The following is a 14,101-nucleotide window of genomic DNA, read 5'->3' as shown; positions in this document are numbered from 1 at the left end:
GGGTATGCCGCTCGTTTGTCGGCGTGTGCCTCTGGTATTCTCGCCAGCATGAAAAAAACTCTCCCTTTAAGCCTGATCGCAGCTCTCGGTGAAAACCGTGTGATCGGTGTCGACAACAGCATGCCCTGGCACTTGCCGGGGGATTTCAAGTATTTCAAGGCCACCACGCTGGGCAAGCCGATCATCATGGGGCGCAAGACCTGGGATTCCCTCGGTCGGCCGTTGCCGGGTCGCTTGAATATCGTGGTCAGCCGTCAGACCGATCTGGTGCTTGAAGGTGCGCAAGTTTATCCGTCCCTTGATGCTGCGGTGGCGCGAGCTGAAGAATGGGCTTTGGCGCAGGGTGTTGATGAGCTGATGCTGATCGGTGGCGCGCAGCTTTATGCGCAGGGCCTTGCGCAGGCGGATCGCCTGTATCTGACGCGAGTGGCGTTGAGCCCTGAAGGGGATGCGTGGTTTCCCGAGTTTGATTTGAACCAGTGGAAACTGGTATCGAATGTCGAGAATCCGGCCGAAGGCGATAAGCCGGCGTTCAACTTTGAGGTTTGGGAAAAGATCTGACGACAGATCGTTCCCACGCGCGCGGGAACGATCTCGACAGGTTAAGGGTTCATTCTAAGCCTGCGCCAACTCGGCATGCTTATCGGCATTGAGCAGCTCTTTATCGGTCTGCTGCATGATCTGGCTGGTAATTGCCCCCGCTGTCATCGAACCATTGACGTTCAACGCCGTACGGCCCATGTCGATCAATGGCTCAACCGAAATCAGCAACGCCACCAGTGACACCGGCAAGCCCATGGCTGGTAGCACGATTAGCGCGGCAAACGTCGCACCGCCACCCACGCCGGCCACGCCCGCCGAACTCAAGGTCACAATCGCCACCAGCGTGGCAATCCACAGCGGGTCCAGCGGGTTGATGCCCACGGTCGGCGCCACCATTACCGCCAACATGGCCGGGTACAGGCCGGCGCAACCGTTCTGGCCGATGGTCGCACCAAACGAGGCAGCAAAACTGGCGATGGATTGCGGGATGCCCAGGCGGCGGGTCTGCGCTTCAATGCTCAGCGGGATGCTTGCGGCGCTGGAGCGGCTAGTGAAGGCAAAGGTCAGCACCGGCCAGACCTTGCGGAAAAACCGCAGCGGGTTGATCCCGGACAGGGACAGCAGCAGGCCGTGGACCACAAACATCAGCCCCAGGGCCAGGTAGGACACCGCCACGAAACTGCCCAGCTTGACGATGTCTTGCAGGTTGGAGCTGGCGACCACCTTGGTCATTAGCGCCAGTACGCCGTAAGGGGTCAGCTTCATCACCAGGCGCACCAGGCGCATCACCCAGGCTTGCAGGGTGTCGATGGCGTTGATCACTTTCTGACCTTTCGCCACGTCATCCTTGAGCAATTGCAGCGCGGCAACCCCCAGGAATGCAGCGAAAATCACCACGCTGATAATCGACGTTGGCTTGGCTCGCGCCAGGTCGGCAAACGGGTTTTGCGGGATGAACGACAGCAGCAGTTGCGGCACATTCAGGTCGGCGACCTTGCCGGCGTAGTCGCTCTGGATCACTTGCAGGCGGGCCATTTCCTGGGTGCCGGCAACCAGGCCTTCGGCGGTGAGGCCGAAGAGGTTGGTCAGGCCAATACCGATCAGCGCCGCGATAGCCGTGGTGAACAGCAGCGTGCCGATGGTCAGGAAGCTGATCTTGCCCAGGGCCGTGGCGTTGTGCAGCCGCGCTACGGCGCTGAGGATCGAGGCGAACACCAGCGGGATCACGATCATCTGCAGCAACTGCACATAACCATTGCCTACCAGGTCAAACCAACCGATCGACGCCTTGAGCACCGGGTGACCGGCACCATAAATGGTGTGCAGGATCACACCGAAAACCACGCCGAGCACTAGGGCGAGCAAGACCTTTTTGGCCAGGCTCCAGTGGGTGCGACGGGTTTGTGCCAGGCCCAGCAACAGGGCGAGAAACACCAGTAAATTGAGAATCAGAGGCAGATTCATTGAAGCTCCATGTAGAGGGCAGCCAATCGCGCGAGCCTGCGATTGCGAACCGGAAATCCTAACAGCTTGATATTTATTGATTTAATACCGAGTTGGAATGGTGACTGTCGGTTTTGGCATAAGGGCTTGGCGCTCAGGAGTATGCCCGTGGCGGGATCAGGACGCAGTCGGTCGTGCCCGTGGTGGGAAGCATCACGGGGATTTGTTAGCGTCGATGTCTTTCACTCAGGGAGAAAACGCACATGAAGCTCGCGCCAAGATTATTTGCCGCCGCACTTTGCCTGGGGCTCGCCAGTCAGGCGTTTGCCGCCACCGAGTTGAAGCACTGGCCTGCACCTGCCGCCAAGCAACTGAACGAAATGATCGCCGCCAACGCCAATAAGGGTAACTTCGCGGTGTTCGACATGGACAACACCAGTTACCGCTACGACCTCGAAGAGTCCTTGCTGCCGTTCATGGAAAACAAGGGCCTGATCACCCGCGACACTCTCGATCCTTCGCTGAAGCTGATGCCGTTCAAGGACACCGCTGACCACAAGGAAAGCCTGTTCAGTTACTACTATCGCCTTTGCGAAGTCGACGACATGGTCTGCTATCCGTGGGTTGCCCAGGTTTTTTCCGGTTTCACCCTCAAGGAACTCAAGGGCTACGTCGATGAGTTGATGGCTTCCGGCAAGCCGGTCCCGGCTACCTACTACGAGGGTGACGTGGTGAAGAACATGGAGGTCCAGCCGCCGAAAATCTTTACCGGCCAGGCTGAACTGTTCAACAAATTGATGGAAAACGGCATCGAGGTCTACGTGATGACCGCCGCCTCTGAAGAGCTGGTGCGCATGGTCGCCGCCGACCCGAAGTACGGCTACAACGTCAAACCGCAGAACGTCATCGGCGTCACCACTTTGCTCAAGGATCGCAAGACCGGCGAGCTGACCACCGCCCGTAAGCAAATCACCGCAGGCAAGTATGACGAAAAGGCCAACCTCGGCCTGGAACTGACTCCCTACCTGTGGACCCCGGCGACCTGGATGGCCGGTAAACACGCGGCGATCCTGACCTATATCGACGAATGGAAAAAACCGGTGCTGGTAGGCGGCGACACCCCGACCAGTGACGGCTACATGCTGTTCCACGATGTTGACGTGGCTAAGGGCGGCATCCACCTGTGGGTCAACCGCAAGGACAAATACATGACCCAGCTCAACGGCATGATGGCCAAGCACGCTGCGGCCCAGGCCAAGGAAGGCTTGCCGGTCACGGCGGACAAGAATTGGGTGATCGTCAAGCCGGATGAGATTCAATAGCCCCAACTGTTGTGGCGAGCGGAAAATCCCGCTCGCCACAGAAGGTCAACCGCACAGTAGAACCCAGTGTTTTTGGGTTAACCCAGACAAAAAAATGCCCCGCACTTGGCGGGGCATTTTTATGGGCGACGGCTTTTATGGGTAAGGGCAGGCTTACAGCCCGTCCAACATCGCCTTGTTACGCACGGCACCCTTGTCGGCACTGGTAGCCAGCAGGGCGTAAGCCTTCAACGCGGTGGTGACTTTGCGTGGACGCTTCTCCACTGGCTTCCAGCCTTTCTTGTCCTGCTCGACCCGGCGAGCCGCCAGTTCTTCATCGCTGATCAACAGGTTGATCGAGCGGTTCGGAATGTCGATCAGCACCTTGTCGCCGTCTTGCACCAGGCCAATCGCGCCACCGGCTGCGGCTTCCGGGGAAGCGTGGCCGATGGACAGGCCGGAAGTGCCGCCGGAGAAACGACCATCGGTCAGTAAGGCGCAGGCTTTGCCCAGGCCCTTGGACTTCAGGTATGAGGTCGGATAGAGCATTTCCTGCATGCCCGGGCCGCCTTTCGGGCCTTCGTAACGGATGATCACGATGTCGCCAGCCTTCACTTCGTCAGCGAGGATGCCGCGCACAGAGCTGTCCTGGCTTTCATAGATCTTGGCGCGACCTTCGAACACATGGATCGACTCATCCACACCGGCGGTTTTTACCACGCAGCCATCGATGGCGATGTTGCCGTACAGCACGGCCAGGCCGCCTTCCTGGGAGTAGGCGTGTTCGACGCTGCGGATGCAGCCGTTTTCACGGTCGTCGTCCAGGGTTTCCCAGCGGGTCGACTGGCTGAATGCGGTCTGGGTCGGGATGCCGGCCGGGCCTGCCTTGAAGAAAGTGTGCACGGCTTCATCGTCAGTCTGGGTGATGTCCCATTTGGCGATACCCTCGGCGAGGGACTTGCTGTGTACGGTCGGCAGGTCGGTGTGCAGCAGGCCACCACGGGCCAGGGAGCCGAGGATCGAGAAAATCCCACCGGCACGGTGCACGTCTTCCATGTGGTACTTCTGGATGTTCGGCGCGACCTTGCACAATTGCGGCACATGGCGCGAGAGACGGTCGATGTCGCGCAGGTCGAAGTCGATCTCGGCTTCTTGGGCGGCGGCCAGCAAGTGCAGGATGGTGTTGGTGGAACCGCCCATGGCGATGTCCAGGGTCATGGCGTTTTCGAACGCCTTGAAGTTGGCGATGTTGCGCGGCAACACCGACTCATCGTTGTCGGTGTAGTAACGCTTGCACAGCTCGACGATGGTGCGCCCGGCCTGCAGGAACAGCTGCTCGCGGTCGCTGTGGGTGGCCAGTGTCGAACCGTTGCCCGGCAAGGCAAGGCCCAGGGCTTCCACCAGGCAGTTCATCGAGTTGGCGGTGAACATGCCGGAGCACGAACCGCAGGTTGGGCAGGCGCTACGCTCGTATTCCGCGACCTTCTCGTCAGAAGCGCTGGAATCGGCGGCGATGACCATGGCGTCTACTAGGTCCAGGCCGTGGCTGGCGAGTTTGGTCTTGCCGGCTTCCATCGGACCGCCGGAGACGAAAATCACCGGAATGTTCAGGCGCAGGGCGGCCATCAGCATGCCAGGGGTGATTTTGTCGCAGTTGGAAATGCACACGATGGCGTCGGCGCAGTGGGCGTTGACCATGTATTCCACGGAGTCGGCGATAATCTCGCGGCTCGGCAGGGAATACAGCATGCCGTCATGGCCCATGGCGATGCCGTCGTCCACGGCGATGGTGTTGAATTCTTTCGCTACGCCGCCAGCGCGTTCAATCTCACGGGCCACCAGTTGCCCCAGGTCCTTGAGGTGGACGTGGCCTGGTACGAACTGGGTGAACGAGTTGGAAATGGCGATGATCGGCTTTTTGAAGTCGTCATCTTTCATCCCCGTGGCGCGCCACAGTGCTCGGGCGCCGGCCATGTTGCGGCCGTGGGTGGATGTTTTCGAGCGGTAATCTGGCATGGAGCACTCCGGGCGGCTAATCAGGTATCAAAGGGGAGTGAGCTTCTATTGACGTCTGGAACACATCAGAAATGGCCGTGTGTCCGGAAGTTGCCTCAAACGTTACGGGATCGCCGTGCGCATTGGCCTTGAGCTCATAAACCCGCCGGGGGATGACTGGCGATGAATAGGCCGATTCTACACCGCTGGCGGCTGGAGGGAATGGCGAGAAGCGTGGAGGTAGCGCTTACGAGACGTGTGGGTGCGTAAAATGCAATAACTGTAGGAGCAAGCTCGCTCCTACAGTGGTGTGCATTTCAGAGCCACATTGCGTCCCACAGCGAGTATTCGCCGATATGGTCGACTATCCCGGCTCGCAATGGATTGCCGACGATGTACCGAGCCATCGCTTTCAGATCCTCTTCGCGACGCAGTGCTCGGTCGAAATAACCTTTTTGCCACAGCGTCTCGTGCAGACCTCTCGCCTTATTGATGGCTCGTGCGCTTCGCGACTTGGTGGCTTGCATCAGCTTCGGCAAGTCACCGTTATGTAGCTCAATCAGCCAGTGGAAGTGATCAGGCATGACCACCCACGCCACGGAAGTGGCCTTGCCGTCTTCCTCAGCTCTTCTGAATTCGTTCACCACCAGTCGACCCATGCGCCAATCCTTGAAGGCCGGTTGTCGTTGATGGGTAACGGCAGTTAATAAGTAGAAACGCCCAGGTTCCGAGTAGCGCCCGGTGCGTAAATGATGTGCATGTGGTGCGTTGGACATTCCTTCGTCCTCTTCCGTGATAGGAAGAGAAACGGTAGGCGTGGAGCGGGAGGTTGTCGTTTCGACAGTGGGTCAGGATGTGTCTCGTTTCCTGTAGGAGCGAGCTTGCTCGCGAAGAATGTCAACGATAACGCAGCGCTATCAGGTAGCCCGCGGTGCCCTTGCGTTTTTCGCGAGCAAGCTCGCTCCTACAGTGGGGCCGGTTTCAATTTGAAATCGGTCCTGGCCTTAGCTATTGGGCAACAACCGGCAAGTAATGCTCTTGATGTACCGAGTCTCGGCAATCGCCGGGTGCACCGGATGATCCGGACCCTGACTGCCACGTTCCAGCATCTGGATATTGCGATCCAGGTGACGGGCGCTGGTCAGCAGGATGTTCTGCAGGTCATCTTCCGGCAAATGCATGGAGCACGAGGCGCTGATCAGGATGCCGTCCTTGCTGAGCAGGCGCATGGCTTGCTCGTTGAGACGGCGGTAGGCGCCTTCGCCGTTTTTCATGTCTTTCTTGCGTTTGATGAAGGCAGGAGGATCGGCGACGATCACGTCGAAGCGTTCTTCGCTGGCTTTCAGTTCTTTCAGGGCTTCGAAGACGTCGCCTTCGACGCAGGTCATTTTCTCGGCAACACCGTTCAGCGCTGCGTTGCGCTCGACGCCGTCGAGGGCGAAGGCCGAAGAGTCAACGCAGAACACTTCACTGGCACCGAACGCGGCGGCTTGCACGCCCCAGCCGCCGATGTAGCTGTACAGGTCCAGGACGCGTTTGCCTTTGGCGTAAGGGGCCAGGCGGGCGCGGTTCATGCGGTGGTCGTAGAACCAGCCGGTTTTCTGGCCTTGGATGACCGGCGCTTCGAACTTCACGCCGTTTTCTTCCAGGGCAACCCATTCCGGCACCAGGCCGAATACGGTTTCGACGTAGCGGTTGAGGCCTTCGGCGTCGCGGGCGGCGGAGTCGTTCTTGAACAAGATGCCGCTGGGCTTGAGTACTTGGGTCAGCGCGGCGATCACGTCGTCTTTATGGGCTTCCATGGTCGCCGAGGCGATCTGTACCACCAGGATGTCGCCGAAACGGTCGACCACCAGGCCCGGCAGCAAGTCGGAATCGCCGTACACCAGACGGTAGAACGGCTTGTCGAACAGGCGATCGCGCAGGGACAGGGCGACGTTGATGCGGTGGACCAACAGGGATTTGTCCAGGGGCAACTTGACGTCGCGGGACAACAGGCGGGCGCAGATCAGGTTGTTCGGGCTCATGGCCACGATGCCCAGCGGCTTGCCGCCGGCCGCTTCCAGAATCGCCTGGTCGCCTGCCTTGAAGCCATGAAGTGGGGTGGCGGCCACGTCGATTTCGTTGCTGTAGACCCACAGGTGGCCGTTGCGCAAACGACGATCGGCGTTGGCTTTGAGACGCAGGCTTGGCAGGGACATGACGTCGCTCCGGAAAAAAGAGCGGGAGTATACCCTGTTGTGCAGTAATTGATCGCGCCGTCGGATGTGCGGGAAGGTGTCGGCCCATCCTTTATAAGGGTTAGAATCGCCGCTTAGCCCAGAGTATGAACTTATGTCCCAAGAGCTTTCCGCCGAACAGATCCAGCAGGCCCTGCAAGGCATCAGCGTACCGCCTCAACCGCAAATCATGGTGGATTTGCAGATGGAGCAGTACATGCCCGACCCGGACCTGGAAGTGATTGCCCGGCTGATCTCCCAGGACCCGGGCCTTTCCGGCTCGTTGCTGAAGATCGTCAACTCGCCGTATTACGGCCTGAGCAACAAGATTGCTTCGATCCAACGGGCGGTAAACCTGCTGGGCAGCCGCTCGATCATCAACCTGATCAACGCCCAGTCGATCAAGGGCGAGATGAGCGACGACACCATCGTCACCCTAAACCGGTTCTGGGACACCGCCCAGGACGTCGCCATGACGTGCCTGACCCTGGCCAAGCGCACAGGCTCCCAGGCTGTGGACGAAGCTTACGCCCTGGGGCTGTTTCACGATTGTGGCGTACCGCTGATGCTCAAGCGCTTTCCTGATTACATGGCGGTGCTGGAAGAGTCCTACGCCTGCGCTGGCCCGGAGTGCCGCGTGGTCGATACCGAAAATCGGGCGTTCAACACCAATCATGCAGTAGTCGGCTATTACACGGCCAAATCCTGGCGCTTGCCGGAGCACGTGACCAACGCTATCGCCAACCATCACAACGTCCTGGCGATTTTCAGCGACGAATCTGCGCGCAACAGCCCGTTGAAAAACCTGCTGGCGATCCTGAAAATGGCCGAGCATATTTGCGCCTCTTACCGGGTGCTGGGCAATCAGGTGGATGACCACGAATGGAACAGCATCGGCCATCTGGTGCTCGATTACGTCGGTTTGTCGGATTACGACTTCGAGAGCCTGAAGTTGTCGATTCGCGAGCTGGGTGCGCACTGATCTTTTATTCACGGCCCCGTCATACAAGAGGTAAACATGCCCGAGTTACCTGAAGTCGAAACCACCCGGCGCGGTATTGCGCCGCACCTGGAAGGCCAGCGGGTCAGCCGCGTGGTGGTGCGTGACCGGCGCCTGCGCTGGCCGATCCCCGAAGACCTGGATGTGCGGCTTTCCGGGCAACGCATCGTGCTGGTGGAGCGGCGGGCCAAGTACCTGTTGATCAATGCCGAAGTGGGTACCTTGATCAGCCATTTGGGTATGTCGGGCAATCTGCGGCTGGTGGAGGTCGGCCTGCCGGCGGCCAAGCATGAGCATGTGGACATCGAGCTGGAGTCGGGCCTGGCCCTGCGTTACACCGACCCTCGACGTTTCGGTGCGATGCTCTGGAGCCTGGACCCGCTCAACCATGAACTGCTGATTCGCCTGGGGCCGGAGCCGTTGACCGACCTGTTTGATGGCGAGCGCCTGTTCCAGATGTCCCGTGGGCGGTCCATAGCGGTGAAGCCATTCATCATGGATAACGCGGTGGTGGTGGGGGTGGGCAATATCTACGCGACTGAAGCGTTGTTCGCTGCCGGGATCGACCCGCGCCGTGCGGCCGGAGGCATTTCCCGTGGGCGCTATTTGAAGCTGGCGATTGAGATCAAGCGCATTCTCGCCGCCGCCATCGAGCGCGGCGGCACCACGCTGAGGGACTTTATCGGCGGCGACGGGCAGCCGGGGTATTTCCAGCAGCAATTGTTCGTCTATGGCCGGGGCGGGGCGGGCTGTAAGGTCTGCGGAACCGAGTTGCGCGAAGTGAAGCTGGGGCAGCGGGCGAGCGTGTTTTGCCCCAGGTGCCAGAGCTGATTGAAGGGGAAGCACTTGGGCCGAGCAAATCCTTAAGCCTTGGTAATCACCAGGTACTTCTCCATCAACTGCTCTTGCGTCTCTGGATGAGCCTCGTCCAGCGGAATGCAATCCACCGGGCAAACCTGCTGGCACTGGGGTTCGTCGTAGTGGCCGACGCATTGGGTGCACAGGTTCGGGTCGATCACATAGATCTCTTCGCCTTGGGAAATGGCGGCGTTCGGGCACTCGGGTTCGCAAACGTCGCAGTTGATGCAATCGTCGGTGATGATCAGGGACATGGGAACTCCTGCCAGGGCACATGGCCAAGGCATCTGAAAACTAATGCGCGCAATTGTGCCGCATTGGCGCCCGCAGTGCGAGCTGTGGCGAGCGGGCTTGCCCGCGGTGGGCTGCGAAGCGGCCCCAAAAATGGGACTGCTGTGCAGTCCACCGCGGGTAAACCCACTCGCTACAATTACTTTATTTCTTGAAGCGTAGGGTCAGCGCATCGGCTACCGCAGGGTGGACAAACTTGGTGATGTCACCGCCCAGCGCGGCGATTTCCCGGACCAGGGTCGAGGAAATGAACGAATAACGCTCCGACGGCGTAAGAAACAGGCTTTCCACGTCCGGCGCCAATTGACGGTTCATATTGGCCAGCTGAAATTCATATTCGAAGTCCGACACCGCTCGCAGGCCGCGCAGGAATACATTGGCGTTCTGTTCCTTCGCGAAATGCGCCAGCAGCGTGGCGAAGCCGACGACTTCGACGTTGGGCAGATGCTTGGTGACCTCACGGGCCAGCTCCACGCGCTGTTCCAGGGGAAACAGCGGATTTTTCTTGGGGCTGGCGGCGACCGCGATGATCACATGGTCGAACAAGCGCGAGGCGCGTTCGACCAGATCACCATGGCCCTTGGTAATAGGGTCGAAGGTACCTGGGTACAACACTCGGTTCATCGCGTCGTCCTGGCGGAGTCCGTTGGGGAACCGGATGGTATCGCAGCCATCCCGGTCGGCCAAGTCAACTTATTCAGAAGAAAGCACTATAGACACCGCGAATAGTCTGTTTTTTCAGGCTGTTTTCAGACGTTCTGCCAGTGCTGTTGCCAGTTGCGCCGTCAGCCCATACACCGAAAGCTGTGGGTTGGCGCCGATGCTGGTGGGGAATAAAGAGCCATCGTGGATCGATAGATTGCGCAACTGATGATGGCGGCCGAGGCTGTCAGCTACGGCGTTTTTCGGCTCTTCGCCCATGGCACAACCACCCATCACGTGGGCGCTGCCCAGCCGTGTGCGGTGTAATTCCAGGTTCAGGCCATCGATCATGCTGCGCGCCTGGGCCAGAGTGTTCACGTAGCGCGCATCACCGTGCAGCGGCATCACCGACTTGGCACCGCCGGCAAACTGGATCTCGGCCATGCTGTGGAAGGCGCGGCGCAAGCCGTCCCAGGCGTAGGGCGAGACTTGATAGTCGAGCACTGGCGTGCCGTCGCCGCGTAGTTCGACACTGCCGCCTTGGCTATCGGGGTGAAATCCGTCCCGCAGTAGCGCGAGCATGGCGTGGGTATTGGGTAATTGGCCCATGTCCAGGGCGTTTTGCGTGCCATAACCACCGAACAAGGTGCTGGCCAATCCGGGGTGCAGCGGAGGTACTTCAAGCTTGTAGGACATTTTGCCGGCGGTGCCGTCCTGCCATTGGAAGTGGTCGGAATAGATCGACTGCGGCGCGCCATAGAACGGGTTGATGACCTCGTCGAACAGCCCAGCGGAGAAATTCACCAGGTGCAGGAAGGTCCGCTTGCCCAGCCGTGAATGGGGATCGGGCGCGTCCGAACGCAGCAGCAGCGCCGGGCTATTGATGCCGCCTCCCGCCAGCACGTAATGCTTGGCCTTCACCGTAATTTTTCGGCCTGTGGGCGCCACGCAGCGCGAGTCCATCGCCACGCATTCCAGGCTGGTGATGGTGTCGCCGCTGAACTTCAGGCGTTCGGCGCGGGCCAGGTACAGCAGCTCGCCGCCTTGCTCCAAAGTCGACGGGATGGTCGTCACCAGCATCGATTGCTTGGCGTTGACCGGGCAGCCCATGCCGCAATAACCCAGGTTGAAACAGCCGCGCACGTTGCGCGGGATCACATGCCAACTGTAGCCGAGCGTTTCGCAGCCTTTGCGGATCACATCGTTGTTGGCGTTGGGTGGGATAGCCCAGGGCGCGATACCCAGGCGCTGTTCCATTTTCTCGAACCAGGGCGCCATTTCGGCGCTGCTGTGGCCTTTGACCGCGTATTCGCTGGCCCAGTGGGTGAGCGTCGGGTCGGGCGTGCGGAAACTGGAGGTCCAGTTGATCAACGTGGTGCCGCCCACTGCGCGGCCCTGGAGGATGGTGATGGCACCGTCCTTGCTCATCCGGCCGATGCCTTCCTGGTACAGGCTGGCGTAGGCCTCGTCCTCAAGCATCTTGAAGTCGCTGCTGGTCTTGAGCGGGCCTTCCTCGATCAACAGCACCTTGTAGCCGGCGGCGCTGAGGATTTCAGCAGTGGTGCCACCGCCCGCGCCGCTGCCGATGATCGCGACATCGGCTTCCAGGGTCAGGTCCTGGTCGAGGGCGGCGCCGTTGTGGGTTTTCCAGCCGCGGGCCATGCCGTCGCGGAACAGATCAGGTACGGGCATCAGTGTCTTCTCTTGTTTTTATAGGGATGCAGATCAGATATTGGGCGGGCCGGGATACCCGCAATGGGCCCAGGATTGGGCTCGGAAATACCAGGCCATGATCACCAGCTTGAGCAGCGAGCCCTGGCCCATGCGCAGCAGGTTCAGGTAGCTGTTCTCCCAGCGGTGCAGGAAGTTGCGGATCTGCTCGCTGCTGGCGTTTTCCCAACTGCCCCACACGCCGGTCAATGGCCCGCGGGTGATGGCCATGCCCAGCACGTCAAATAACTGCTGGGTCAGCTTGAACATCTCCGGTGACAGGTGTTGCAAGCTGTAATCGAGTTTTTTCAGCGTGTCTTCAATTCCAGCTGCCACTTCCTGGGTGCTGGCCACGCCTTCCAGCAGCACTGGAATCACCGCCCGTAAAAACGGTAGGTCACTGCTGCGCAACATGGCAAAGCCGCTGGCCGGGATACTGCTGGAGCAACCGCTAAGGCTGGCGCCTGCGCCTGCGGTTGCCAGGAACGCACTGGCCCACAGGCCTATTTTCAGGACGCCGCGCCGCGACAGCCCAGGTGTTTCAATCAGGCTAGGGTTCATTCTTATTGTTATCCCGGTGATGGGTTTGTTAGCGGACAAACAGCTTCTGGATCAACTTCTGGATCGATTTGCCATAGGGCGGATAAATCAATTTCGCCGCGTTCAGGCGTTGCTTCACCAACACGCCCTTGGCCTTGCTGAACGTCAGGAAACCTTCGTGGCCGTGGTAATGGCCCATGCCTGAGGGGCCGATGCCGCCAAAAGGCATATCGTCCTGGGCCACATGTAACAGGGTGTCGTTCAGACACACGCCGCCGGAGTGGGTTTCATGGAGCACGCGATTCTGTTCGGTCTTGTTGTAGCCGAAGTAATACAAAGCCAGTGGGCGAGGGCGCTGGTTGATGTAGGCAAAGGCTTGATCGAGGCCGCGATACGGGACGATGGGCAGCACTGGGCCGAAGATTTCGTCCTGCATCACCGTCATCTCGTCGCTGACATTCAGCAGCAGGCTGTGGGCCATACGCCGTCCCTGGCCTTGGTCATACAGCGGGATCAGAGTCGCGCCCTTGTCGGTAGCGTCCTTGACGTAACCGTTGAGCCGGGCCAATTGCCGTTCGTTGATGATCGCTGTGTAGTCCGGGTTGTCGGCCAGGGTCGGATAAAACCCGCGAACCGCCTTGCTGTAGGCTTCGACGAAACCGTCGACACGGTCTTCCGGCACCAGTACGTAGTCCGGCGCCACGCAGGTTTGTCCGGCATTCAACGTCTTGCCGAAGGCGATCCGCTCGGCGGCGTCCTTGAGCGGTACATCTGCTGAAACGATTGCCGGCGACTTGCCACCCAGCTCCAGCGTGACAGGCGTCAGGTGCTCGGCCGCCGCACGCATTACATGCTTACCGATGCTGGTGGCGCCAGTGAACAGCAGGTGATCGAAACGCAGCCTGGAAAACGCAATGCCCACTTCGGCTTCACCGAGCACCACGCAGACCAAGTCTTCGGGAAAGATCTTCGCCAGCAGGGTCTTGAGCAACTGCCCGGTGGCGGGGGTGGATTCGCTGAGCTTGAGCATCACCCGATTACCGGCCGCCAGAGCGCCGACAAGCGGGCCGATGGCTAGGTACAACGGGTAGTTCCAGGGCACGATAATCCCGACCACGCCCAACGGTTGATAAATAACCTTGGCCGAGGCGGGCTGGAAGGCAATGCCTACAGCGCGACGGGACGGTTTCATCCAGCCCTTGAGGTGTTTGCTGGCGTAATGAATGCCGTGCAGGCTGGGCATTAACTCGGCGAACAGGGTTTCGTCGGCGCTGCGATGGCTGAAATCACTGCTGATGGCGTCGATCAGAGCCTGGCGCTCATCGCTGAGCAGATCTCGCAAGGCCTTGAGCCATTGCTGGCGTTGTGCGGCCGGCGGCATGGGGTTGGCGGCGTAGGCCCGGCGCTGGATGTCGAACAGCCCCTGTAGCTGATCCAGCGCTTGGGAATCTTGCAGGTAGGCAACGTTGGCAGACATGGCAGTTCCCGACTTTTTATTGGAATGAATGAGTTTTTAGAGTTGTTACTCTAAGTTGTCAAATAACATTGCAGTAACACTT

Annotated in this window: 13 protein-coding genes; 4 read left to right on the top strand and 9 right to left on the bottom strand. The window is 59.6% G+C overall.

Annotated elements, in window-relative coordinates; all coding sequences use genetic code 11:
* Nucleotides 1-48 precede the first annotated feature (48 nt).
* The gene (locus FQ182_RS01085) at nucleotides 49-561 is read left to right on the top strand and encodes a dihydrofolate reductase (RefSeq protein WP_149412238.1); all 513 of its coding nucleotides are present in this window, start codon (nucleotides 49-51) and stop codon (nucleotides 559-561) included.
* A gap of 54 nt (nucleotides 562-615) precedes the next feature.
* On the opposite strand, the gene FQ182_RS01080 is transcribed toward FQ182_RS01085, so the two are convergent.
* A complete protein-coding gene (locus tag FQ182_RS01080) occupies nucleotides 616-2,007 on the bottom strand; it encodes an L-cystine transporter (RefSeq protein ID WP_149412237.1) in 1,392 nt (463 codons plus the stop codon).
* Between the two features lie 242 nt (nucleotides 2,008-2,249).
* On the opposite strand from FQ182_RS01080, the gene FQ182_RS01075 reads away from it, so the two are divergent.
* Nucleotides 2,250-3,308 carry a haloacid dehalogenase-like hydrolase gene (locus tag FQ182_RS01075; protein WP_149412236.1) on the top strand — a complete coding sequence of 353 codons (1,059 nt, stop codon included), beginning with the start codon at nucleotides 2,250-2,252 and terminating at the stop codon, nucleotides 3,306-3,308.
* Nucleotides 3,309-3,461: 153 nt separating this feature from the next.
* Here FQ182_RS01075 and ilvD read toward each other — a convergent pair whose 3' ends face one another.
* The 3 genes from ilvD to FQ182_RS01060 form a co-directional block, all read right to left on the bottom strand.
* Entirely contained in the window at nucleotides 3,462-5,303 is a 1,842-nt protein-coding gene (gene ilvD, locus FQ182_RS01070; protein WP_149412235.1) for a dihydroxy-acid dehydratase, read from the bottom strand.
* A gap of 296 nt (nucleotides 5,304-5,599) precedes the next feature.
* Nucleotides 5,600-6,058: a transposase gene (locus FQ182_RS01065; protein WP_149412234.1), complete on the bottom strand. Its 459-nt coding sequence runs from the start codon at nucleotides 6,056-6,058 to the stop codon at nucleotides 5,600-5,602.
* 228 nt (nucleotides 6,059-6,286) lie between these two features.
* The gene (locus tag FQ182_RS01060; RefSeq protein WP_133102468.1) at nucleotides 6,287-7,483 is read right to left on the bottom strand and encodes a class I SAM-dependent rRNA methyltransferase; all 1,197 of its coding nucleotides are present in this window, start codon (nucleotides 7,481-7,483) and stop codon (nucleotides 6,287-6,289) included.
* 133 nt (nucleotides 7,484-7,616) lie between these two features.
* On the opposite strand from FQ182_RS01060, the gene FQ182_RS01055 reads away from it, so the two are divergent.
* Nucleotides 7,617-8,483, top strand: coding sequence for an HDOD domain-containing protein (locus tag FQ182_RS01055; protein WP_149412233.1), 867 nt, complete (start codon nucleotides 7,617-7,619; stop codon nucleotides 8,481-8,483).
* 36 nt (nucleotides 8,484-8,519) lie between these two features.
* Complete coding sequence (mutM, locus tag FQ182_RS01050; RefSeq protein ID WP_149412232.1) at nucleotides 8,520-9,332, top strand: bifunctional DNA-formamidopyrimidine glycosylase/DNA-(apurinic or apyrimidinic site) lyase; 813 nt, start codon at nucleotides 8,520-8,522, stop codon at nucleotides 9,330-9,332.
* Between the two features lie 32 nt (nucleotides 9,333-9,364).
* Here the strand turns inward: mutM and FQ182_RS01045 are convergent, their stop codons facing one another.
* The 5 genes from FQ182_RS01045 to FQ182_RS01025 form a co-directional block, all read right to left on the bottom strand.
* Nucleotides 9,365-9,613, bottom strand: a complete 249-nt coding sequence (locus FQ182_RS01045; RefSeq protein ID WP_149412231.1) for a YfhL family 4Fe-4S dicluster ferredoxin — start codon at nucleotides 9,611-9,613, stop codon at nucleotides 9,365-9,367.
* A 181-nt stretch (nucleotides 9,614-9,794) separates the two neighbouring features.
* Nucleotides 9,795-10,274, bottom strand: coding sequence for a pantetheine-phosphate adenylyltransferase (gene coaD / locus FQ182_RS01040; RefSeq protein ID WP_049711086.1), 480 nt, complete (start codon nucleotides 10,272-10,274; stop codon nucleotides 9,795-9,797).
* Between the two features lie 114 nt (nucleotides 10,275-10,388).
* Nucleotides 10,389-11,984 (bottom strand): GMC family oxidoreductase, encoded by a 1,596-nt coding sequence (locus FQ182_RS01035; RefSeq protein ID WP_149412230.1) that lies wholly within the window; start codon nucleotides 11,982-11,984, stop codon nucleotides 10,389-10,391.
* A 33-nt stretch (nucleotides 11,985-12,017) separates the two neighbouring features.
* Complete coding sequence (locus FQ182_RS01030; protein ID WP_149412229.1) at nucleotides 12,018-12,563, bottom strand: twin-arginine translocation pathway signal protein; 546 nt, start codon at nucleotides 12,561-12,563, stop codon at nucleotides 12,018-12,020.
* A 28-nt stretch (nucleotides 12,564-12,591) separates the two neighbouring features.
* Nucleotides 12,592-14,019 (bottom strand): coniferyl aldehyde dehydrogenase, encoded by a 1,428-nt coding sequence (locus tag FQ182_RS01025; RefSeq protein ID WP_149412228.1) that lies wholly within the window; start codon nucleotides 14,017-14,019, stop codon nucleotides 12,592-12,594.
* Nucleotides 14,020-14,101 lie beyond the last annotated feature (82 nt).

This window comes from Pseudomonas sp. ANT_H4, assembly GCF_008369295.1.
Lineage (GTDB): Bacteria > Pseudomonadota > Gammaproteobacteria > Pseudomonadales > Pseudomonadaceae > Aquipseudomonas.
This window is presented reverse-complemented; position numbering and strand designations above follow the sequence as displayed.